Here is a 21,954-nt window from a genome sequence, read left to right as displayed (position 1 = left end):
TTGGGCGCCCGCTCCGGAAACAATTCGGCCGCGACGGCTCCCCCTCCGCGCCGCCGCGGCCGATCCCCGTGTGGGAAGAAGGTCTACTTGGGCTCGGACGAGATGTGCACGTTGTCCGTCGTGAACGTGCCGTCGTCCGCAGCCTCGCTGATGTGGACGTTGTCCGGCTTGAACGTGCCGTTGTCCTTGGCGTCGCTGATGTGGACGTTCTTGTCCGGCTCGGAGACCGACTCGTCCTTCTTGATGTCGCTCATGCTGGCTCCCCTTGGTTCTGGCTGTCGGACAGTCGAGGGTCCGCCCGGCCACTCCCCCGAGGGTGGCCGGGCGGCTCACTCAAGTCGCCACCCTAGACCGAGGGTTCGGCGACCTCACCGGCGGTCCGTCTGCCCCCCGACGCGACGGATCGACCAGAACCAGAGTGCCGGTCGGCGATAAACGAATGATGAACGCCGTTCGGGATCATGCGGCTGCCGCCGGCGCGAGCAGTGTCCGGACGATCTCTGCCTCGGAAGATTCCAACGTCTCGTAGATCGTCAGGGCTTCCTGCCAGCACACTTGAGCCCTGCCCCACTGTCCTATCCCGCTGAGCGCTCGTCCCAGCGCGGTGAGGACATTGCCGCGCCGCCACTCGCCGCCGATGCCGCGAAGCACGGTCAGAGCGGCTTCGGCGTTGGTCGACGCCTGCGCGGGACGCTCGGCCGCCAGGTCCACCTCGGCGAGCCTGAGCAGGGTCATGCCCTCCCAGAAGCGTTGACGACTGTCGCGGAAGACCTTCAGGGCCTGGTGCAACTGATCGCCGGCCTCCTCGTACGCCCCGTTCTCGGTGAGGGCCATGCCCAGTGCGTAGCGGCCGTTGGCACCCTTCAGGGCGTGCCCCAACGTCTCATACGTTTCGACACCTCGCCGGGCGAGCGTCACCGCGCTCTGCGGACGCCCCGTCGCGAGATGGATACGTGAGAGGTTGCACAAGGCACTCGCTTCCCCGGCCAGGTCTTCGCAGTCCCGGAAGCCGGCCAGAGCCTGCTCCATGTAGCGTTCGGCGTCCGAGTAGCGGCTTCGGAAGAACGTCGTGGTGCCGCGGAGGTTGTTCGCCCAGCAGCGCGCCAGCCTGTCGCTCTGCCCTTCGGTGAGTCGGAGCGCCTCGCGTGCGGCGTCGTCCGCTTCGGCGAAGCGGCCGGAGAGTTGTTGGGTGTAGGCGAGGACGACGGAAGCGCGGCCCTCCACCCGCCTGTCCTGGCGGGCCCGCGCGGCGTCGCGCAGCGCCATGGCGACCGCCTCGTACTCCTTGGAGTTGGCACCCGACTCCGTGAGGTCGACCGCCGCCCAGAGGAGGTCGATCGCGTGCAGCAGAGTCTCGGATCCCGTGAACTGACGGATACAGGCGAGCAGGGACGCCGCCTCCGAGTACAACCAGTCCTGGGCCTGGTGCCGGTCCTCGAACCTCAATCCCGGATACGCGGTCGGCTGCAGGTGATCCACCAGCCGGTCCCCCGGGCGCTCGATCGCGTAGCCACCCGCCGCCGTCGCCAGATAGAAGTCCAGCAACCGCGACATCGCCGCCCCCCGCTCGCTCGGCGGGTGTTCGTCGCGTTCCGCGCATGCACGCGCGTAGAGCCGGACCAGGTCGTGGTAGCGGTAGCGGCCCGGAGCCGCCGACTCCAGCAGCGACGTGTCGACCAGGGACTCCAGTACGTCCTCGGTGTCCTCCAACGGCAGGTCCAGGACCGCCGCGGCTGCCGCGAGGGAGATGTCCGGGCCGTCCGCCAGGCCCAGCAGGCGGAACGCGCGGGCCTGGGCCGGCTCCAGTTGGCCATAGCCCAGTTCGAACGTGGCCTTGACCGCCAGGTCGCCCGCCTGGAGTTCGTCCAGACGGCGCCGCTCGTCCGCGAGCTTCCTCGCGAGGACCGACACCGTCCAGGTGCGCCGCGCCGCGAGGCGGGACGCGGCGATACGGATCGCCAGCGGAAGGAAGCCGCACGCCGCGACCACGTCGAGCGCCGCCTCCCGCTCCGCCGCCACCCGCTCCTCGCCCACGATCTTCGTGAACAGCGACAACGCCTCGTCCGGCGACATCACATCGAGGTCCACCAGATGGGCACCGGCCAGGTCCACCATCCGCACCCGCGACGTCACCAGCGCGGCGCAGCCGTCCGTGCCCGGCAGCAACGGGCGTACCTGGGCCGCGTCCTTGGCGTTGTCCAGCAGCACCAGCACCCGCCGCCCGTCCAGCACTGAGCGGTACAGCGCCGCCCGCTCCTGAAGCGAGTCCGGGATCGAGGAGTCCGGGGTGCCGAGGGCCCGCAGGAACGACCCCAGCACCGTCTCCGGCTCCGCCGCCCGCTGGCCCGCGCCCTGGAGGTCCGCGTACAACTGCCCGTCGGGGAAGGAGGTACGGGCCTGGTGCGCCACATGGACCGCGAGGGTCGTCTTGCCCACGCCGCCGATGCCCGCCAGCGCCGAGACCGCCATCACCCGGCCCTCCGCCGACGCCAGGACCTCGCCCAGTTCGGCGACGAAGGACGCGCGGCCCGTGAAGTCGGGAACAGTGGCCGGGAGTTGGGCAGGGCGTACGCGAGCGGGGGTGGGGTCGGCGACCGGGGCCGACGGCTCCGCGAGGCCGGGATCGGCCTGGAGGATCCGCTGCTGGAGGTCCTTCAGACCCGGCCGCGGGTCCACCCCGAGTTCGTCGGCGAGGAGACGGCGCGTGTCCGCGTACACGGCCAGGGCCTCCGCCTGCCTGCCCGAGCGGTACAGCGCGAGCATCAGCAGCTCCCGCAGCCGCTCGCGCAGCGGATGCGCCGCCGTCAGCGCGGTCAACTCCGAGACGGCCTCGGCATGGCAGCCCTGCTCCAGGTCCATGTCAAGGCGGGATTCCAGGAGTTGGAGACGCCACTCCTCCAAGCGTGCCCGCTGCGTGTCCGCGTACGGCCCCGGCACACCGGCCAGCGGTTCGCCGTCCCACAGCGCCAGTGCCTCGTTGAGCAACTCCCGGGCCCGGCCCAGCTTCTGGGAGCCCTTCGCCTTCTCCGCCTCCGCCGCCAGATCCTGCGCCGCCACCAGGTCCAGGTGGTGCGGATCGCGGACGCGCACCGCATAGCCACCCGACTCACTGACCAACACCCCGGTGGACAGCACCTTCCGCAGCCGGGAGGCATACGTCCGTACGGCCGCGAGCGCCCGCGGCGGCGGATCGTCGCCCCACAGCGCGTCGATCAGCTCGGACGCCGTCGCCGTACGTCCCTCGCGCAGCAACAGTGCGGCCAGCAAGGCGCGTTGCTGCGGCGAGCCCATCGCGAGCGGCTCGTCCCCCAGCCAGGCGCGCACCGGTCCGAGCACGCCGAAGCGCAGTGCCGCTGATTCCCCGAGAGCCTGCTGCTCCGGAATCCGCGGTACACCGTCCATCGCTGCCCCCTGGCGCCCTTCCGAACTTTTAACGGCCAAGAGGCCAGTTTGCCTTGTTCATGGCGGATACGTCAGCCGTGCGAGACGGCGATCACAGCCCACTGCGCGCTACATCACAAGGCCCTCACACGATCTCCCCGCGCGCGACGTCCCGTCCACCTTCTTGCACCGAATACTGCCCTGGCGTCACACCCCGACTCCCCTGGTACGGGTCAGGTGTTCAGGTCCACCCTGATCGTCAGGAGGTCCTTGCCGAAGGCCCGCACCACCATGCTGTTCATACGAGGGAGCTTCCGGAGGCGGGCCTTGGGGTCGTCCTCCGGGAGCGGATGGGCCGTTCCCGTGTGCCAGCGGCCGTTGATACGGACCCGGACGCTCGGGTTCGCCCGGATGTTGCGGACGTACTGGGACCTGTCGCCGTACTCGGAGACCAGCCAGAAGGAGTCGCCGACACGGCGCCCGCCCACGGGAGTTCGCCGCGGCTGACCCGAGACGCGCCCCACCGTCTCCAGCACCGTCTGGAACGGCAGTCGGCGCAGCACCGGATTGATGCGCCGCTGGAAGGCCGTGATCGTCCGGTACTTGCGGTCGCCTTGCTGTGACATGACCGGCTTGCTCCTTGCTCTTCGTGCCGTGCGATGTGTCCCCGGAGCGGCGTGAGCGGTCACGCCCCGCCGAGGAAGATCGGGTTGGTGACCGCGGCAAGCGCCCCCGGCAGCGGCCCCGCCGCCGTCTCGTGCCGCAACTCCGCCCGTACGTAGGCCGCGTACGCGGCTGTCGTACGCCATTCCACCGTGCCCGTCCCGGACACCGGCAGCGGGTCGCTGGTGAACAGCGTCCCCTGGTCGGTGACCAGATGGACCGTGCAGCGGGGCGCGCCCCGCACTTCGAGGCGGACCGTGACCGACGTGTCCCGCGCCACCTTCAACCGCTCGCCGATGCCCGCGTGTTCCCCGCGGTCACCGACCGCCGAGAAGGCCAGCGACACGTGCTGGGACTCGGCGACGTACGAGCGGCCCGCGCGGATGCCCTCCTGGATGGCGGGACGGCTCAGGTCGTCGGCGAGCACCACCGTCTGCGGGGAACCCACCGCGTCGGGGTCCCGGTGCGCGTCGCTGCTGCCCATCGCCGGGAGCCACCTGCCGCGCCCCTCCCGGACGGCGGCCACCAGCGTGTTGTCCCACTCCGCGAGCATCACCTCGTCGTCCGGTGTGTACGGGCCGTTCCACACCTCGACGGCGTCCGCGTCGGTGAACCCGAACTTCCAGCCGCAGCCGACGCAGGTGGCGTGCGGATGCGCGGGCACGACCAGTCCGCCCGCCCGGTGGATCTCCCGGGCGAACCGCCCGAAGCGGTTGTCGCGGGCGCGGTAACGCCAGTCGACGAACGTGCCGGGGTCGGTGCCCAGCGCCACCACATGGCCGTTGCGCGTCGTCACCTCCTCGCCCAGCATGATCAGCAGGTCGTCGCCCGCCTGGTCGGCCCAGTGCGGGTGCGAGGCATGGGTGTTGTGGTCCGAGGAGTTGATGAAGTCGAGCCCGGCGGCACGAGCCAGTGCCGCGATCTCCGCCGGTGTGCGGCGCCCGTCCGAGTGCCAGGAGTGCAGATGGCAGTCGCCGCGGTACCAGGCGCGGCCCCGCCCCTTGGCCCGGGAGGGCGGGTAGACGGGCGTCGGGGTACGGCCGGAGGCGCCGTAGGCGAGCGTGATCGTCACCTCGTACGCGAGGCCCTGGGGCGCCACCGTGTACGGGCCCAGCGCGATGTGCCAGGTGCCGGGGCGCACGGGGCCCGGGACATAGCCCGGCGTGGCCTCGTCGGCGCGGAGGAAGAACTCGCTGCGGGCGCCGCCGGACCAGCCGCGGAACCCCTTGCCGCCCAGCTCGGTGCCGCGCTCGTCGAAGATGCCGATGTCGAGGGCGTTGCCCTGGGTACCGGCCGGGACGGACGGCTTGTCATAGGTGTACGCGACCTTGATCTCCCGCACGCCCGCGGGGACCTCGACCGGGAGATAGACGTAGTCGGGGGAGCCGGTCGGCAGCGTGCCGCGTACGGTCCTCGTCTCCTGGCCGTTCGCCGCCGCGGCGCTCTCGGGGAAGCTCACGGCTCCCAACGTAAGCGCGGCGGCGGCGCCCGTCACGAACAGCGCGCGTCGGTCGATGCCGTGGTCGTTCTCGCACATGCCGGTGCTCCCAACGTGTCACGGGACAGGGGGTGCTGCGGGGATGGCGCGGGGTGGCACGTACCACGCGTACCACTGTGGCATTCACGCGTGAACTCCCGTGCAACGTAAGGCGATCGGCGGCCAAGTACCGGCGGGACGGTGTGCGGTCGCCGCCACGGCCGGTGCCCGCGGCCCGCCTTCGACCCGCCCCACCGGTCCGTATCCGCCCCTTATGACCTGATCCCCGTGAACGTATGCTCGGGGGATGACGACTTCGGCGACCCCTGGAACGGGCCCCACCGAGAACTCCATGCGTCGCGCTCTCAAACGCGCCCGTGACGGAGTCGCGCTCGACGTCACCGAGACCGCCGTACTCCTCCAGGCCCGCGGCGCCGACCTCGAGGACCTGGCCGCCTCGGCCGCCCGCGTCCGCGACGCCGGTCTCGAGGCAGCGGGACGGCCCGGTGTCATCACGTACTCCAAGAGCGTCTTCGTCCCGCTCACCCGCCTGTGCCGGGACAAGTGCCACTACTGCACCTTCGTGACGGTCCCCGGCAAGCTGCGCCGCGCCGGACACGGGATGTTCCTCTCCCCGGACGAGGTCCTCGACATCGCCCGCAAGGGCGCGGCCCTCGGCTGCAAGGAGGCCCTGATCACCCTCGGCGACAAGCCGGAGGACCGCTGGCCCGAGGCCCGCGAATGGCTGGATGCGCACGGGTACGACGACACCATCGCCTACGTCCGCGCCATCTCCGTCCGCATCCTGGAGGAGACGGGCCTGCTGCCGCACCTCAACCCCGGGGTGATGTCCTGGACCGACCTCCAGCGGCTCAAGCCGGTCGCGCCGTCGATGGGCATGATGCTGGAGACCACGGCGACCCGCCTGTGGTCCGAGCCGGGCGGCCCGCACCACGGCTCCCCGGACAAGGAACCGGCGGTGCGGCTACGGGTCCTGGAGGACGCGGGCCGCTCCTCGGTCCCGTTCACCAGCGGGCTGCTGATCGGCATCGGCGAGACGTACGAGGAACGCGCCGAGTCGCTGTTCGCGCTGCGGAAGGTGGCGCGGGCGTACCACGGCATCCAGGAGCTGATCATCCAGAACTTCCGCGCCAAGCCGGACACGGCGATGCGCGGCATGCCGGACGCGGAGCTGGACGAACTGGTGGCGACGGTGGCCGTGGCCCGCCACGTCATGGGCCCGAGCGCCTGCCTCCAGGCGCCGCCGAACCTCGTGGACGACGCGTACGAGCGGCTCATCGGCGCGGGCATCGACGACTGGGGTGGCGTCTCGCCGCTGACCATCGACCATGTGAACCCCGAGCGCCCCTGGCCGCAGATCGAGCAGTTGCGGGAGCGCTCCGCGGCGGCGGGCTTCGAGCTGCGCGAACGCCTCTGCGTCTACCCCGAGTTCGTACGGCGCGGCGAGCCCTGGCTGGACCCCCGGCTGCTGCCGCACGTGCGCGCGCTCGCGGACCCGGAGACGGGCCTGGCCCGCCCGGACGCGGTCGTCGAGGGCCACCCGTGGCAGGAACCCGAGGAGGTCTTCGTCCCCTCCGGCCGGACGGATCTGCACCACTCGATCGACACGGACGGCCGTACGGGCGACCGCCGCGACGACTTCGACCAGGTGTACGGCGACTGGGAGGCGCTGCGCGAGGCGGCGGCCCCCGGCATGGTCCCGCAGCGCATCGACGCGGACGTACGGGCGGCGCTGCGCACGGCGGCGGACGACCCGACGAAGCTGACGGACGACGAGGCGCTGGCCCTGCTGCACGCGGACGGCCCGGCGCTGGACGCGCTGTGCCGGGTCGCCGACGACGTACGCCGCTCGGCGGTCGGTGACGACGTCACCTACATCGTCACCCGCAACATCAACTTCACCAACGTCTGCTACACCGGCTGCCGCTTCTGCGCGTTCGCCCAGCGGCGCACGGACGCCGACGCCTACACGCTCTCCCTGGAGCAGGTCGCCGACCGCGCCCAGCAGGCGTGGGACGTCGGCGCGGTCGAGGTCTGCATGCAGGGCGGCATCCACCCGGACCTGCCCGGGACGGCCTACTTCGACATCGCGAAGGCGGTGAAGTCCCGCGTCCCCGGCCTGCATGTGCACGCCTTCTCGCCCATGGAGGTCGTCAACGGCGCCACGCGCACCGGTATGTCGATCCGCGCCTGGCTGACGGCGGCCAAGGAGGCGGGCCTCGACACGATCCCCGGCACGGCGGCCGAGATCCTGGACGACGAGGTCCGCTGGATCCTGACCAAGGGCAAGCTGCCGACGGCGACGTGGATCGAGGTCGTGACGACGGCGCACGAACTGGGCATCCGCTCCTCGTCGACGATGATGTACGGCCATGTCGACCAGCCCCGCCACTGGCTCGGCCACTTCCGCACCCTCGCCCGCATCCAGCAACAGACCGGCGGCTTCACGGAGTTCGTGACGCTCCCCTTCATCCACACCAACGCACCGGTGTATCTGGCAGGTATCTCCCGCCCCGGCCCGACGATGCGCGACAACCGCGCGGTGACGGCGATGGCGCGGCTGCTGCTGCACCCCTGGATCCCCAACATCCAGACGAGCTGGGTGAAGCTGGGCGCGGAGGGTGCGGCGGAGATGCTCCGCTCCGGCGCCAACGACCTGGGCGGCACCCTGATGGAGGAGACCATCTCCCGCATGGCGGGCTCGTCCTACGGCTCGTACAAGTCCGTCAGGGACCTGGTCGCGGTGGCGGAGGCGGCGGGCCGCCCGGCGAAGCCCCGTACGACGCTGTACGGCGAGGTCCCCGAGGAGCGGCAGCGCACCGCGGCGGCCTCGGACGGTCATCTGCCCGAACTGCTCCCGGTGTTGGAGAACTGAGCGGGGTTCCGTCACGAAGGGCCGCCGTGTTTCGACCCGGCGGCCCTTCGCGCGCCTCGGTGGCCTTCCCAGCCCGTCGCCTCATGTCGCCTGCGTGCCGCTTGGGTGATCTTCACGTAGGACACGGATCGGACAGTAGTCATTCCATCACGCTCTGTGGAAGCTGGCTCTGTCTGTAGCCAAGGGCGACGTGAACGTGTGCGAACGGTGCGCATCGAGTGCGTGTGCTCGCGGCTTGCCCCCCGGAAGTTCGTGAGGAAGGTTCTCAGTGAGCCGTAGAACGATCAGAAGTTCACGCGTGAAGTCCGTCTCCCTGGTAGCGGCCGGCGCCCTCGCCGTGGCGCTCAACGTGGCGTCGGGCTCGGCGGCCGTCGCCGACGCGATGCAGAGGTCCGGCGGCGCGGATGTCGCGGTGCCCGGCGTGGAAGGTGCCTTCAGTCCTCTCGGCGGTGGCGGCCAGGGGCCGCGAGGCGAGAGGGGCGAGAGGGGCCCGAAGGGCGAGCGCGGCGAGCGGGGTCCCCAGGGTCCGCAGGGTGTCCCGGGTATCCCGGGCAGGCCGGGCATCCCCGGGCCGCAGGGCCCCCAGGGCCCCCAGGGCGCTCCGGGTATGACGCCCACCTCGGAGATCCAGGGCCCCACGCATGTAGGGGACAGCACCACCATCCTGGCCGAGGGTCCGGTCATCATGGACAACCAGCACGAGGACGAGCTCAACAACCACAACGGCCGTCCCGAGTGGTTCCGGGGTATCGGACACGTCGGGCAGCGCCGCGACGACTTCTGCCGACCCGAGCGGCCCCACTTCGGTCCCTTCGGGCACGAGCGTCACGAATTCGGGTGCTGCGAGCACGAGCGGCCCCACTTCGGTCTCTTCGCCGACGAGGGGCGTGACTTCGGGCGTTGTGAGCACGAGCGGCCCCACTTCGGTCCGTTCGGGCACGAGCGTCCCCGGCCCGAGGTGAACGGCGGGATCAACCAGGGCGGGATGCACTTCGGCGACGCGATCGCGTTCTGAGCGAGGTCTGACGGCCGTCTGCGTCACCCGGAAATACCGGTAGTACAGGAAGTACGTGAAGGCGCCTGGAGGCTCGGCCTCCGGGCGCCTTCACGTATGTCGGCCGAGCGGCTGCGCGCCGCATGGGTGATCTTCGTCAGGGACACGATTCGGCAGCGAATTCGTTCGATGACGCGGTGTGAAGCTGACCTGCGTCTGCAGCCGAAGGTGACGTGACACGTGCGCGCATGTCCGAACGCGCGTCGAGTGCGCGCGCTTGCGGCCCGATCCCGCGCAGTTCGTGAGGAAGATTCTCTGTGAGCCGTAGAACGATCCGTAGTTCACGCGTGAAGTCCGCCGCCCTGGTGACGGCCGGCCTGCTTGCGGTGACGCTGAATGCCGCCCCGAGCGCGGCGGCCGTCGCCGACGCGATCGACAGGTCCGGTGGTGGTGTCGCGGCGTTGCCCGGCCCGAACGGCGCCCTGGGCCCGTTCGATGGTGATCACGGCCATGGCCACGGCCACGGCAAGAAGGGGAAGAAGGGCAAGCACAAGAAGGGGAAGGCGGGCAGACCGGGTCCGCAGGGTCCACAGGGCGCGCAGGGGGCACAGGGTCCGCAAGGGGCGGAGGGGGAGGGGACGCAGGGTCCGCAGGGTCCGCAGGGAGAGGGGACGCAGGGTCCGCAGGGCTCGCAGGGCGCCCAGGGTGTGCAGGGGTCCCAGGGCGCTCAGGGCGCTCAGGGCGTGCAGGGGACCGGGACACAGGGGCCGCAGGGCTTCCAGGGCTTCCAAGGTGTCCAGGGTGCTCTGGGTCCTCAGGGTGCTCAAGGTGTGCAAGGGGTTGGGGTGCAGGGCCCGCCGGGGGCCCAGGGGGCTCTGGGTGCGCAGGGAGCAGAGGGACCGCAGGGGCTGACGGGTGCTCAGGGGTCTCAGGGTTCCCAGGGGTTCCAGGGGGTCCAGGGTGCTTTCGGTCCGCAGGGTATTGAGGGGCCGCAGGGTGTGACGGGGACATCGGGTCCACAGGGAGTCCAGGGCGCTCTGGGCCCACAGGGGGCCGAGGGTCCGCAGGGTGGCACGGGGGCTCAGGGCTCTCAGGGCGGTACGGGGCCTCAGGGCCCGCAGGGTCTGACGGGGGCGGGGACGCAGGGGGCGCAGGGTGTTCAGGGATCCCAGGGTCCGCAGGGCGCTCAGGGCGTCCAGGGGACCGGGGCGCAGGGTCCGCAAGGGGTCCAGGGAACGCAGGGAATCCCGGGCGATACGGGTCCGCAGGGGCCGCAGGGCGTGACGGGCGCGGGGGTGCAGGGACCGCAGGGATTCCAGGGCGCGCAAGGCTCCCAAGGCTCTCAGGGTGTGCAGGGGGCGGGGGAGCCGGGGCCGCAAGGCTTCCAGGGCGGCACGGGTCCGCAGGGGCCGCAGGGCGTGACGGGGGCGTCGGGGCCGCAGGGAGTCCAGGGGGCCTTGGGGCCGCAGGGTATTGAGGGGCCGCAGGGCGTGACGGGAGCGCAGGGCACCCAGGGGGCGCAAGGCTCGCAGGGCTTCCAGGGCGGTGCCGGGACCCAGGGTCCGCAGGGTATTGAGGGGCCGCAGGGTGTGACGGGAGCGCAGGGCACCCAGGGGGCGCAAGGCTCGCAGGGCTTCCAGGGCGGTGCCGGGACCCAGGGTCCGCAGGGCGCGCAAGGCGTGCAGGGAGAGGGGACGCAAGGGCCGCAGGGTCCGCAGGGGGCCCAGGGCGGTGGCGCCGCGATCAGCAACTACATCGCGAGCGCTACGGGCGCCCCGACCGCGGCAGCGTTCTGCAACGGCGGTGACACCGCCATCAGCGGGTCCGGGGTCACGGCCGGGCCGTCAGGGCCTGCCGCGGCTGCCACCACCCCCGTGGTCTCGGGCAGCGTTCCCCTTGGGTGGCAGGCCGACGGCACCGCCGTCAGTCCCACCGCCTCCACCACGGTCTACGTGGTCTGCCAGCACGTGGGCTGACCCGCTTGCCCGGCAAACTCACGCGCAGTGCCCCGAGGCCTTGACCTCGGGGCACTGCTCGTCTGCGGTGAACGTCGTGCGGCGCAGGGGTGATCTTCATCCGAGAGATGTTTCGCATCGTATTCGGTCGATTGCGGCAGGTGAAGGCCGGCGTTGTAGCTCGAATTCGATGCCAAGGCCACGGGACAGATGTGCGAATGCCGCGCGTTGCGTGTGCGTGCTTGTGGTCCGATCCCTGGAAGTTCGTGAGGAAGGTTCTCCGTGAGCCGTGACCGATCCGTAGTTCACGCGTGAAGTCCGCCGCCCTGGTGACGGCCGGCCTGCTTGCGGTGACGCTGAATGCCGCCCCGAGCGCGGCGGCCGTCGCCGACGCGATCCACAGGTCCGGCGGCGGTGGCGGTGGCGTGGCACTGCCCGGCCCGAACGGCGCCGCAGGTGCCTTCGGCGGTGATCACGGCCATGGCCACGGGCACGGCAAGAAGGGGACGAAGGGCAAGAAGGGCAGGCCGGGGCCGCAGGGCGTTCAGGACGCAGGGGGACCCAGGGGGCACAGGGTCCGCAGGGTATTCCCACCGAGATCACGAACTACGTCGTCACTGCGACCGGCACCAACACCGCGTCGGTGACCTGCAACCCCGGTGACATCGCCACCGGCGCGCTCTGCCAGCACGTGACCCCGTGACTCCCCGGACAGGCGAGGGCCCCCTCGGCCGGGACGGCGGGCCGGTCGAGAGGGCTCTGGCGGTGTGCCTGTGCGGTTGTGGACGCGGTCATCGACGCGTCAGACGAGGGTGGACGTCCCCCGGCCCACCGCTGTCACGAACGCGTTCCAGGAATCCGCGGGGAAGGTCAGCTCCGGACCCTCGATGACCTTCGAGTCCCGGACCTGCAGCGCCGCCGGGAGGGGGGACTTGACCTCGACGCAGGCGCCGTTTCCGGCCGAGTACGACGACTTGGTCCACGTGGTCGTGGAACCCTGAAGAACTGCCATGTTCACTCCGGTGCGAGTTGCCGAGTTACTGTCATCGCCACACGGTCACAGCGCATGCCCGCGGTGCGATCCGAGCCAACCTGTTTGCTGATGGCGTGATGGAAGCTACTCGACAACTTCGCGGCCCGGAGCGGCCGTTCACCCGACCGGATGGCAAATCCCAAGAGTCACGTACGTGTTGAGGATTTGCTGGTGTATGGTCCGGCGCTTCTCGATACGGAATGCTCAGGGCGCGTACTCCTTCGCCATATCGGCGATGAGCTGACGGGACTGATCCACATTCAGCGCCTGCGCGCGCAAGTGCTCGTACATCACGGCGTACTTCTGCACCTCGTGGGCCTTTTCCAGATACAGGTCGCTGGTGACGCCTTCGAGGTAGACCACGCTCGAGTCGGCGGCGTCCGTGAACTCCAGAATCGCGTACTGGCCGTTGAGTCCGGGGTGCGCGCCCACGTCGAACGGCAGTACCTGCACGGTGACATGGGGCAGCCGGGACATGTCCGCGAGGTACTCCAACTGCTCGCGCATCACGGAGCGGTCGCCCACGATCCGGCGCAGCGCGGCCTCGTCCAGCACCACCCACAGCCGGAGCGGGTTCTTCTCGTCGGTGATGCGGTCCTGGCGCCGCATCCGGACCTTGACCCGGCTGTCGATGTCGGCCGGAGGCGTCTCGGGCAGCGCGCCCTGGATGAGGGCCTCGGCGTAGGCGGGGGTCTGCAGCAGGCCCGTGACGATCTGGGGTTCGTAGACCCGCAGCGACTCCGCGTCCGTCTCCAGGCCGATGTAGACGCTGTAGGGAATGTCCTTGAAGGCGTGCCACCAGCCCTGTTGGCGCGAGGCCCGCGCCATTTCCATCAGGGAGTCCACAAGGTGCTGGTCCTCGACCTCGTACACCCCGCACAGGTCGCGTACATCGCGCGGGCTGATGCTGCGGCGGCCGTTCTCCAACCGGCTGATCTTCGATTGTGAGACCAGGAGCCGCTCGGCGACCTCTTCGGCTGTCATCTCCTTCTGTTCACGGAGCTTGCGTAGTTCCTGTCCGAGCCGGCGTCGCCGGACGGTGGGATTGACATTCGACGCCACGGATGTGTACCTCCGGCTGCGTGCCCCTGCTTTGCCTATCTGCTGCTGAGCAGATTGCCACCAAGGTGTTTCCTACCGCTGGGAAACCGCGGATATGCGGCGCCTGCACGCTCGTTGGGCGTCACTTGGCCAGAAGTTGGCCCCCGGGGCCCGAAGATGTCGTACGGTTCTGCCGCTGTCGTACGAAGGAACCACCGGGGGCCGGGAGTTCGCGTACGGCGGTCGGCATGCGACCGCGCGGGGCGGTGAGGCCGCAGCGCCGTCCGACGTACGGTCTCGACCCGTCCCGCGCGGGCCGGTGGCTTCCGGAACGGGCCTCGGTGAGGGGCGCGCGTTCCGGTTCGTGAGGTGTGGGTCAGTGGGCCACGGCGCGCGCCATGGACCCGTGGTGATGCGGTTGCATCGGAACGCCGTGGGCGGGTTCCGCTGCGGACTTGGCCGAGGCGGCCTGGCGGCGAGACGGCGCCGGGCCACGGCGCGGCTGGGCGCCCACGCCGTTCTGGACGTCCATCACGGCGTGCGCCACGAGACCGCCCATGGGGTCGTGCCTGATCAGATCCCGCAGCCGGGAGCGGGACGAGCGTCCCTCGTTGCCCGGATACAGGTGCTTGCCCAGGCCGACCGCGTGGGCCAGCGCGGCGAGCGCCGCGGTCCGGGCGTCCGGCGGCACGCCGGTACGGATCGCGGTGTCCAGCCGGGCCCTGATCTCCCGGCTGATGGCCGTCTCCGTCGCCTGATAGCGCGTCGTCGGCAGCACCCCGCACATCTGGCCGGGCACGGCCTGGACCATGCCGCACCGTTCGAGGTGCGAGAGATACGTCTGGCGAAGACCGAGGCGCGGCCCGCCGATCCAATGGACCGCCCGTACGGGAGCGCCACGCCTGCGCAGCAACTCCAACGCGCTGTCCAGAGTCGGATCTCCAGTCGGCCGTGGCACCACCACGGCGATACGATCCCCGTCTGGGGCTATCCGTCCGGCCAGTGCCAGCTCCACGAGCTGTGCTCCGGCCAGACCGAGGTCGAGCGACTGCGGCTGTGCAGTGGTACCCGTGGCCGGGTCCAGCGCCAGCAACAGAAGCTCTTCCGGAAGTGTTCTGCGGCTCCTGCCCATCCATGCCTCCCCGCGTGGATGAATGACAGGGTGACCCCTCTCACATTGGTCTGTCGAGAGTGCGTGACCGGAATGTAGTGGAACCGACAGGTATGTCGTTCTCGTCTAGCGCAGGGGTCAATCTCTCAGACAGGACACTGGTACATGGTTCGGACAGCGATGTCCGGACGGCGGTTCGTGGTTCGGCAAGCGCGCGCGTGGGCGGGGCGCAACGAGGAGGCATCGGTGGCGGGCGAGTCCCCCGACAGGTCGAAGCAGCAGGGGTCGTCGGCGGAAGCGACGTCGGGGAGCGGGGCTCCGGTTCCGGGGGCGACCCGGACCGGCCACGATCCCCGGGTCGTGTTGACCGGGGAGAAGGCGGGGGAGAAGACGGGGGCCGATCAGGCGACGGCGGTGTTCTCCGCGCGGGAGCCGCGTGACGCGGCTGACAGCGAGACCGGTGCGGACGCCTGGGGCGTCGCCGGACGCGGCAAGGGAACCGGGGACGACGGTGCGCGGCGTGCCTCGCTGGCTTCGTGGGTACGGAGCGCGGGGGACGTCGCGGAGGGCGCGTCCGCCGAGGCCAAGTCCGGCGCGGGGCACGGGGGTTCCGATGACGCGTCGGCCGTGACGGCCGAGGACGAGTCCGCGGAGGCCGCGGAGGCCGCGGAGGCCGAGCAGGTCGACGGCGCCAAGAGCGGGAGCGGGAGCGCGGGCGCTGCGGAGGCGGTGACCGAGGATGCCTCCGAGGGCGACGCCGAGTCTGCGGACTCCGGCGCCGACGCCAAGGACGCGCCCAAGAGCGAGGGCAAGTCGGAGGACGAGTCCGAGTCGAAGTCCGAAGTCGAGGCGGACGCCAAGGCCGAGGAGGACTCCGAGTCCGAGGCTGAGACCGAAGCCGACGGGGCTTCCGAGGCCAAGGGCAAGTCCGAACAGACCTCCAAGGCCGAGACCGAAGCCAAGAGCGACTCGAAGCCCGAGCCTGACGTCAAGAAGGCCCCCAAGGCCGAGACGGAAGAAGCCAAGGGCGACGCGAAGCCCGACTCGGACGCCAAGAAGGCACCCAAGGCCGAGGACGACTCCAAGAAGTCCCCGGACGCGGAAGCCGAAGGCGAAGGCGACAAGGGCTCCAAGCCCTCCGTCGATCAGCCCACCGCGATCTTCAAGGTCCGGAAGCCGGTCGTGGATCAGCCCACGACCATGCTCAAGCGCCCCGACGTCAAGCCGTCCGAGCGATCCGCCGACGAGGGTGAGATCGACACGCCCGCGCGCAAGCCTGGTCCGGCGTGGGCCGCCAAGTCCGCCGAGGGCAAGCCCTCCGAGGCCAAGGCGGACGACGACAAGCCGAAGTCCGGTGCGCCCGCCTCCGACGCGACCTCCGGCACCGAACGCACCAGCAAGTTCGTCGCGCTGAAGTCCCTGGACGAGCAGGCCCCGGCCAAGCCGAAGCCCGCCGCCGGTACCGCCGAGGCGACCACCGCGCTGCCGCAGGTCGGCCCCGAGCGCACCACCCAGCAGCCGCTTCCGCCGAAGCCGCCGATGGATCTGCTCGCCGAGCTGACCAACACCCCGCCGCCGCCGGAGACTCCGGTGCGGACCATAGCGCGCCGGATCAAGATCTGGACGCCGCTCGTCGTCCTGCTGGTGATCATCTTCGCGGTCGCACAGGCCGTACGGCCGCTGCCGACCCCGACGCTCGCGCTCACCGCCAAGGACAGCTACACGTTCGACGGCGACAAGGTGAACCTGCCCTGGCCGGACGAGGGTCAGGGCTGGATGGACGTCGACGGCATCGGCACCATGGGCAACTTCGGCGAGCAGAAGCCGGTGCCCATCGGCTCGGTCGCCAAGACCATGACGGCGTACATCATCCTCAGGGACCACCCTCTGAAGCCGGGCCAGGAAGGCCCCAAGATCAAGATCGACCCGACGGCGGCCAAGGAGGCCGGCTACGACGTCAATGGTGACGAGTCCACGCTCAACACCGTCAAGGAAGGTGACGTCCTCACCGAGAAGCAGGCCCTCTCCGCCGTCATGATCCCCTCCGCGAACAACATCGCGCGTCTGCTGGCGCGCTGGGACGCGGGTTCCTCGGAAGCGTTCGTCAAGAAGATGAACGACACCGCCAAGGAACTGGGCATGACCAACACGACGTACACGGACCCGTCCGGGCTGACCAAGTCCACCGTCTCCACCGCCGAGGACCAGGTGAAGCTCGGCACCGCGGCCATGCGGATCCCGGCCATGGTGAACATCACCAGCGCGGCGAGCTGGACGGACCCCACCGGCCACACCTGGAACAACTACAACTCGCTGCCGTACACGATCGGCGCGATCGGTCTGAAGACCGGCACCACCACCGCGGCCGGCGGCAACCTCCTCTTCGCCACGCACAAGCAGGTCGGCGGTCGGACGGTGACCATCGTCGGCGCGATCCTCGCCCAGTACAAGGGAGGGTCGATCCTCGACACGGTCAACGCCGTCAGCAAGACCGCCCTGCTCGCCGCGCAGAAGGTGCCGACCTCCGCGAAGATCCTGAAGAAGGGTGACGTCGTCGGGTACGTCGACGACCAGCTCGGTGGTCACACCCCGGTCGTCGTCACCAAGGACGTCACCGCGGTCGGCTGGTCCGGGCTCCAGGTGAAGCTGTCCTTCGACGCCAAGGACGTACCGCACACCGCGAAGGCCGGTACCACGGTGGGCACGCTCACCGTCGGCGACGGCAGCTCCGACGGCGCGGTGAAGGTCCCGGTCGCCCTTCAGGCGGACCTGGTGGAGCCCGGCTTCACGGACAGGCTGACCCGGATCGGCTGAGCCGCCGCCGCAAGCACACTGTCAGTCCCTCGCCGCGGGATCCCCACCCGGGAACACCCGCGGCGAGGTGCGTGCTAGCGTCACGAATCGGACAGGTCGACAACCGCTGCAACGCGGTCGTGAAGCGGGGGCGGACGGGACGCTCGCCGTCACGCAGGACAGGACACGGGGAGTGCCTCAAGTGGCCACAGCGGAGCCGACACACGCCGACGACGCCGAACCGGGCCGTCGTACGGACGGGGCCTCGGCCTTGCGAATACCGCATGGCGCGCCGACCGGCGAGCCCCTCCCGCGCACCCTGCTCGCCAGGCTGCGGTCCTCCCGTGGCGCGGACCTCGCCCGCAGGCACCCTGTCCTGACGATCACGGCCCTCGCCGGGGTGCTGCACCTCGTCTGGTTCTTCACGTTCGCGAACAGCGGCGGCGACCTCGCGGCGCAGGACGCGTGGGCGGAGTTCGTCGGCCGCCATCCGGACTCGGCGTACAACCTCGCCTGGTACGGGGGCATGCACCCCGTGTCGTACAGCGTGGTCTCGCCGTATCTGATGTCCGTACTCGGCGTCCGTACGACGATGATGATCGCCGGGACCGTCTCGGCCGGACTGCTCACGCTCATCCTCGTCCGCAGTCGCGCGGTCCGCGAACCGTGGTGGCCCGCCCTGGCCGGGGTCTTCGCTCTGGTGTGCAACGCCATATCAGGGCGGGTGACCTTCGGGCTCGGCATGGCCTTCGCGCTGGGCGCCACCGCCTGCGTCTTCTGCTGGCCCCACCGCTGGCGCTACAAGCGCTGGGCGAAGGCACTGTGCGCCGCGCCGCTGGCCGCGCTCGCCACGATGGCGTCCCCGGTGGCGGGCCTGTTCGTCGGCCTGGTCGCGGTGGCGCTGTTCCTCCAGAAGCGCCTGCCGGGCGCATGGGCCCTCGGCCTCGCGCCGTCCGCGGTGGTCGCGCTGTCGGCCTGGCTGTTCCCGTTCTCCGGAACGCAGCCGATGGGGCCGGGATCGGCGAGCCTGCCCGTCCTCTACGCCGTCTTCGTCTACTTCCTGGTCCCCAAGGAGTGGAAGACGGTACGCATCACCTCGGCGGTCTACGCGATCGCCGTGCTCCTGGTCTGGCTGATCAGCTCCCAGATCGGCTCGAACATCACCCGGCTCGCCATGCTGTTCGCGGGCGTGGCACTGGCCGCGGCCCTGCCGTTCACGGTGCCGCGCAGCCGCAAGTGGTACGCGCTCGTGATCGCCTGCGCCGGCTTCGGCGTCTGGATCGGCGCCAAGACGGTCGACGACATCGTCCACACGGCCCCGGCGGCGTCCTGGGCCCGCGAGATCGCCCCGCTGGTGAACCAACTCCAGTTGGCGGGCGCGGAGAAGGGCCGCGTGGAGGTCGTCCCGGCACGCTCGCACCGCGAGGCGTCGGCGCTGGCCCCGTACGTCAACCTGGCCCGCGGCTGGAACCGGCAGGCAGACATGAAGCGCAACCCGCTCTTCTACGACGACACGCTCAACTCCGCGAACTACCACGACTGGCTGCAACGCTGGTCGGTGCACTTCGTGGTGCTGCCGAAGGGGGAGCCGGACCCGACCGGCGGCCAGCGCGAGCGCGCGCTCGTCCAGCGGGGCATGCCGTATCTCCAGCAGATCTGGGGCGACGAGACCTTCCAGCTCTTCGCCGTGACCGACCCGACCCCCCTGGCGGATCCCCCCGCGGTGGTCGACCGGGCCGAGCAGGGCGAGCTGACGATGCGGGTGACGAAGGCGGGCCGGGTCCTCATCCGCGTCCCGTACTCGCCCTGGCTGGGCCTGGTCGACGAGGAGGGCAACGGCGTCAAGCCGCCGCGGGAGACCGCGAAGTCCCAGCACCGCGCGGAGGGTATGCCGAAGACGTACGAGAACCTCAACGGCTGTGTCCGGGAGGCGCCCGAGGACGCCGCGGGCGACAAGTGGACGGAACTGCTCGCCCCGCGACCGGGCACCTACCGGCTGGGCGCGCCGTACCAGTTCCCGCGGGGCACGCCCTGCCCGCCCGAGCTGCACTGACGACCGGACCCGCACCGACGCGGAGCGCCGTGACCTAGGGCCTGTCGTCACATTCCCGTCTGCCCGGCGACGCCCGGCACGCCCTCTCGCCGCACCGGACGAAAGCCCACGTACATCCAGTACGAGGGCTTCCGCCCGGCACACCGAGAGCACGCACCAGACGCCGCCGGGCCGCCCTGCGGGCGACGACGGGAATGTGACGACAGGCCCTAGCGCGTCAGCCCCGCTGTGCCGTGACGAGGACCTCCCCGGCGGCCGTGCGGGAGTACAGCACCGACCGCCCCGCCCGCCGTCGCTCCACCAGCCGCGCCTCCAGCAGCACCCTCAGGTGCCGGCCGACCGAGCCGAGCCCCTGCCCGGTCACCGCGACCAACTGGCTCGTGCTCATGGGGGAGTCGAGCAGTACGAGGACTCCGGCACGCGCCGGTCCGAGCAGCGCGCCGAGGCTCGCGGGCACCGCCTCGCGCGGCCCCTGGGCCAGGACGCCCGCGCACGGGTAGACGACGGCGTACCGGTCGGGCTCCTCCCAGGACACCCAGCCGGTCTGCGGGGTGACCGGCACGAAGACCAGCTCGGCGCCGGAGATCTCGCGCGGCGGATACTCGTGGAGGTTGACCTGGAGCCGGTTGCCGCCGAGCCAGCGGGTACGGCCCGGCCGCAGGGCGTCCACCGCGGCGGCCCAGCCGCCCCGGCTCCACTGGGCGGACCGTGCGACCACATCGGCCTCCAGGATGCGCCGCCGCCGGTCCCAGGAGGGCTCTACGGTCCGCGTCCACACCCAGGTGAACAGCTCGGCGGCGCGCTCGGGCAGGTCGTCGCGGTCCAGGCGGGCGGGGAGCGGCCCGCGCAGGGCGACGGTGACATGGCCGCGGGCCTCGGCCGGAGGCGTCGTACGCACGCGGGCCACGGCCTCCTCGAAGCTCTCCCCGCGCCTCGGGGTGGGCGTGAGGAAGTCCGCTATCCACTCCGGTCCGAGACCGCAGCGCACCAGCAGCGCGGTCACCGGGTCGGCGGCCAACTTCCTCTGGTAGGCGGGTAGATGGGCGGTCAGCCAGGCGCGCTCCCCCGGGTGGGAGGCGGTGCCCCGGTGCAGCAGTTGCAGGCTCGCGAAGACCTCGGCGAGCGGTGAGATGCGGAACCGGCTCCCGGCGAGGGTGTCGGCGTTGACGTACCAGAGACCCATGGCGGCGCGTGCTCCCTCCACGTTTCGCGTGTGCGCGAAACAGTAACGGCCGCTGTCGCGACCTGCTCAGACTCCGGGCATGCGCAGCTATTCCGACCTCTTCCGCACCCGGGAGTTCACCCCGCTCTTCCTGTCCACCTCGCTCCAGACCGCCGCGATGACCCTTGGCGGGCTGGCCCTCGGCACGCTGGTGTACCGGGCTACCGACTCGCCCCTGCTCTCCGCGATCAGCATGTTCGGGCCGCAACTGGCGCAGGTCGTGGGCGCGACCACGCTGCTGTCGGCCGCGGACCGGCTGCCGCCGCGCGCGACCATGACCGGCATCGCGTGCGCCTTCGCGGCCGGTACGGCGCTGATGGCGACGCCGGGCCTGCCGATCGCGTGGGTCTTCGCGGTGTTGCTGCTGCTCGGCCTGGTCCAGTCGCTCGGCGGCGGGGTCCGCTGGGGGCTGCTGACCGAGATCCTGTCCAAGGACGGCTATCTGCTGGGCCGTTCGGTGTTCAACATGGTCAGCGGGATCGCGCAGATCACCGGGTACGCGACGGGTGGCGTGCTGGTGGCAGCGCTGTCGCCGCGCACCACGCTCGGCGTGGCCGCGGCGCTCTACCTCGGGGCGGCGATCGTCAGCCGTCTCGGTCTGACGCGGCGTGCTCCCCGTGCCGCGGGCCGCCCGTCGATCGCGCAGACCTGGCGCACCAACGCGCTGCTGTGGTCGTCCCCGCCGCGCCGTACGACGTATCTGCTGCTCTGGGTGCCCAACGGCCTGGTCGTCGGCTGTGAGTCGCTGTTCGTCTCCTACGCCCCCGACCGGGCCGGTGCGCTGTTCGCGTGCGCGGCACTCGGCATGTTCGCCGGGGACGTCACGACGGGCCGCCTGCTGCCGCCCGCCCTGCGCCGCCGCCTCGGCATCCCGTTCCTGGTGCTGCTGGCCGCCCCGTACCTGGTGTTCGCCCTGCACCCCGCCGTGCCCGTGGCGGCGGCCTGCGCGGCGCTGGCCTCGGTGGGCTTCGGCGCGAGCCTGATCCAGCAGGAGCGCCTGATGCGGCTGACCCCGGAGGAACTGAGCGGTCACGCCCTCGGGTTGCACTCGTCCGGCATGCTCACGATGCAGGGCGTGAGCGCGGCGCTGGCGGGCGGCGTGGCCCAACTGACCACGCCCGGTGCGGCGATCACGGCGATGGCGGCGGCCTCGCTCGCGGCGACCCTGGCGCTGGCCCTGCCGGGCCGACACCGGGAGCGGGACACGGAACCCGACAAGCACCTGGTCGCGGAGGAGAGTTGACCCGTCCGGCGGCAGTCGCGCACCGGTCGGACTGTCGTACGGGTGTCGTACGCTCTGCTGTCACCGATCGAGTCGACAGGAGACGTACGCAC

At 71.0% G+C, this 21,954-nt stretch carries 16 protein-coding genes; 6 read left to right on the top strand and 10 right to left on the bottom strand.

Annotated elements, in window-relative coordinates; all coding sequences use genetic code 11:
• Positions 1-83: 83 nt before the first annotated feature.
• From NGF19_RS21100 to NGF19_RS21085, 4 genes are all read right to left on the bottom strand, one after another.
• Complete coding sequence (locus tag NGF19_RS21100; RefSeq protein ID WP_252426627.1) at positions 84-254, bottom strand: hypothetical protein; 171 nt, start codon at positions 252-254, stop codon at positions 84-86.
• A gap of 205 nt (positions 255-459) precedes the next feature.
• Positions 460-3,402: an SARP-family global regulator AfsR gene (gene afsR / locus NGF19_RS21095; protein ID WP_252426626.1), complete on the bottom strand. Its 2,943-nt coding sequence runs from the start codon at positions 3,400-3,402 to the stop codon at positions 460-462.
• Between the two features lie 212 nt (positions 3,403-3,614).
• The gene (locus NGF19_RS21090) at positions 3,615-4,007 is read right to left on the bottom strand and encodes a nitroreductase/quinone reductase family protein (protein WP_252426625.1); all 393 of its coding nucleotides are present in this window, start codon (positions 4,005-4,007) and stop codon (positions 3,615-3,617) included.
• A 59-nt stretch (positions 4,008-4,066) separates the two neighbouring features.
• Positions 4,067-5,581, bottom strand: coding sequence for a CehA/McbA family metallohydrolase (locus NGF19_RS21085; protein ID WP_252426624.1), 1,515 nt, complete (start codon positions 5,579-5,581; stop codon positions 4,067-4,069).
• 247 nt (positions 5,582-5,828) lie between these two features.
• Between NGF19_RS21085 and NGF19_RS21080 the strand changes: the two genes are divergently transcribed.
• Both NGF19_RS21080 and NGF19_RS21075 read left to right on the top strand, forming a co-directional pair.
• A complete protein-coding gene (locus NGF19_RS21080; protein WP_252426623.1) occupies positions 5,829-8,417 on the top strand; it encodes a bifunctional FO biosynthesis protein CofGH in 2,589 nt (862 codons plus the stop codon).
• 298 nt (positions 8,418-8,715) lie between these two features.
• Positions 8,716-9,432, top strand: coding sequence for a hypothetical protein (locus NGF19_RS21075; RefSeq protein WP_252426622.1), 717 nt, complete (start codon positions 8,716-8,718; stop codon positions 9,430-9,432).
• A gap of 320 nt (positions 9,433-9,752) precedes the next feature.
• Here the strand turns inward: NGF19_RS21075 and NGF19_RS30745 are convergent, their stop codons facing one another.
• Positions 9,753-10,748 (bottom strand): hypothetical protein, encoded by a 996-nt coding sequence (locus NGF19_RS30745; protein WP_289736498.1) that lies wholly within the window; start codon positions 10,746-10,748, stop codon positions 9,753-9,755.
• A gap of 252 nt (positions 10,749-11,000) precedes the next feature.
• Between NGF19_RS30745 and NGF19_RS30740 the strand changes: the two genes are divergently transcribed.
• Entirely contained in the window at positions 11,001-11,387 is a 387-nt protein-coding gene (locus tag NGF19_RS30740) for a hypothetical protein (protein WP_289736496.1), read from the top strand.
• Positions 11,388-11,671: 284 nt separating this feature from the next.
• On the opposite strand, the gene NGF19_RS21065 is transcribed toward NGF19_RS30740, so the two are convergent.
• The 4 genes from NGF19_RS21065 to NGF19_RS21050 all read right to left on the bottom strand — a co-directional run bounded on the left by NGF19_RS21065 (position 11,672) and on the right by NGF19_RS21050 (position 14,572).
• Positions 11,672-11,860: a hypothetical protein gene (locus NGF19_RS21065; RefSeq protein ID WP_252426621.1), complete on the bottom strand. Its 189-nt coding sequence runs from the start codon at positions 11,858-11,860 to the stop codon at positions 11,672-11,674.
• A 308-nt stretch (positions 11,861-12,168) separates the two neighbouring features.
• On the bottom strand, positions 12,169-12,378 hold the full coding sequence (locus NGF19_RS21060; protein WP_252426620.1) for a DUF397 domain-containing protein: 210 nt from the start codon (positions 12,376-12,378) through the stop codon (positions 12,169-12,171).
• Positions 12,379-12,603: 225 nt separating this feature from the next.
• Positions 12,604-13,461, bottom strand: coding sequence for a helix-turn-helix domain-containing protein (locus tag NGF19_RS21055; RefSeq protein WP_252426619.1), 858 nt, complete (start codon positions 13,459-13,461; stop codon positions 12,604-12,606).
• 355 nt (positions 13,462-13,816) lie between these two features.
• Positions 13,817-14,572 carry a GOLPH3/VPS74 family protein gene (locus tag NGF19_RS21050; protein WP_252426618.1) on the bottom strand — a complete coding sequence of 252 codons (756 nt, stop codon included), beginning with the start codon at positions 14,570-14,572 and terminating at the stop codon, positions 13,817-13,819.
• 225 nt (positions 14,573-14,797) lie between these two features.
• On the opposite strand from NGF19_RS21050, the gene NGF19_RS21045 reads away from it, so the two are divergent.
• Positions 14,798-17,365 carry a D-alanyl-D-alanine carboxypeptidase gene (locus NGF19_RS21045; protein WP_252426617.1) on the top strand — a complete coding sequence of 856 codons (2,568 nt, stop codon included), beginning with the start codon at positions 14,798-14,800 and terminating at the stop codon, positions 17,363-17,365.
• 181 nt (positions 17,366-17,546) lie between these two features.
• Positions 17,547-19,397 (top strand): DUF8823 domain-containing protein, encoded by a 1,851-nt coding sequence (locus NGF19_RS21040; RefSeq protein ID WP_252426616.1) that lies wholly within the window; start codon positions 17,547-17,549, stop codon positions 19,395-19,397.
• Positions 19,398-19,614: 217 nt separating this feature from the next.
• Here NGF19_RS21040 and NGF19_RS21035 read toward each other — a convergent pair whose 3' ends face one another.
• Positions 19,615-20,580, bottom strand: a complete 966-nt coding sequence (locus tag NGF19_RS21035; protein ID WP_252426615.1) for an ArsR/SmtB family transcription factor — start codon at positions 20,578-20,580, stop codon at positions 19,615-19,617.
• Positions 20,581-20,659: 79 nt separating this feature from the next.
• Here NGF19_RS21035 and NGF19_RS21030 point away from each other — a divergent pair, with 79 nt between their 5' ends.
• Positions 20,660-21,862, top strand: coding sequence for an MFS transporter (locus NGF19_RS21030; protein WP_252426614.1), 1,203 nt, complete (start codon positions 20,660-20,662; stop codon positions 21,860-21,862).
• The last annotated feature ends 92 nt before the right edge of the window (positions 21,863-21,954 follow it).

The organism is Streptomyces macrolidinus (assembly GCF_023887685.1).
Lineage (GTDB): Bacteria > Actinomycetota > Actinomycetes > Streptomycetales > Streptomycetaceae > Streptomyces > Streptomyces macrolidinus.
Note: the sequence above shows the minus strand (reverse complement) of the source record. Positions and strands in the feature narration are given on the sequence as shown.

What these genes read in the sequence shown, in the direction of transcription:
- afsR (WP_252426626.1), bottom strand. Translation starts at nt 3,402, where the DNA reads ATGGACGGTGTACCGCGGATTCCGGAGCAGCAGGCTCTCGGGGAATCA.
- NGF19_RS21030 (WP_252426614.1), top strand. Translation starts at nt 20,660, where the DNA reads ATGCGCAGCTATTCCGACCTCTTCCGCACCCGGGAGTTCACCCCGCTC.
- NGF19_RS21080 (WP_252426623.1), top strand. Translation starts at nt 5,829, where the DNA reads ATGACGACTTCGGCGACCCCTGGAACGGGCCCCACCGAGAACTCCATG.
- NGF19_RS21060 (WP_252426620.1), bottom strand. Translation starts at nt 12,378, where the DNA reads ATGGCAGTTCTTCAGGGTTCCACGACCACGTGGACCAAGTCGTCGTAC.
- NGF19_RS21035 (WP_252426615.1), bottom strand. Translation starts at nt 20,580, where the DNA reads ATGGGTCTCTGGTACGTCAACGCCGACACCCTCGCCGGGAGCCGGTTC.
- NGF19_RS21085 (WP_252426624.1), bottom strand. Translation starts at nt 5,581, where the DNA reads ATGTGCGAGAACGACCACGGCATCGACCGACGCGCGCTGTTCGTGACG.
- NGF19_RS21090 (WP_252426625.1), bottom strand. Translation starts at nt 4,007, where the DNA reads ATGTCACAGCAAGGCGACCGCAAGTACCGGACGATCACGGCCTTCCAG.
- NGF19_RS21050 (WP_252426618.1), bottom strand. Translation starts at nt 14,572, where the DNA reads ATGGGCAGGAGCCGCAGAACACTTCCGGAAGAGCTTCTGTTGCTGGCG.
- NGF19_RS21100 (WP_252426627.1), bottom strand. Translation starts at nt 254, where the DNA reads ATGAGCGACATCAAGAAGGACGAGTCGGTCTCCGAGCCGGACAAGAAC.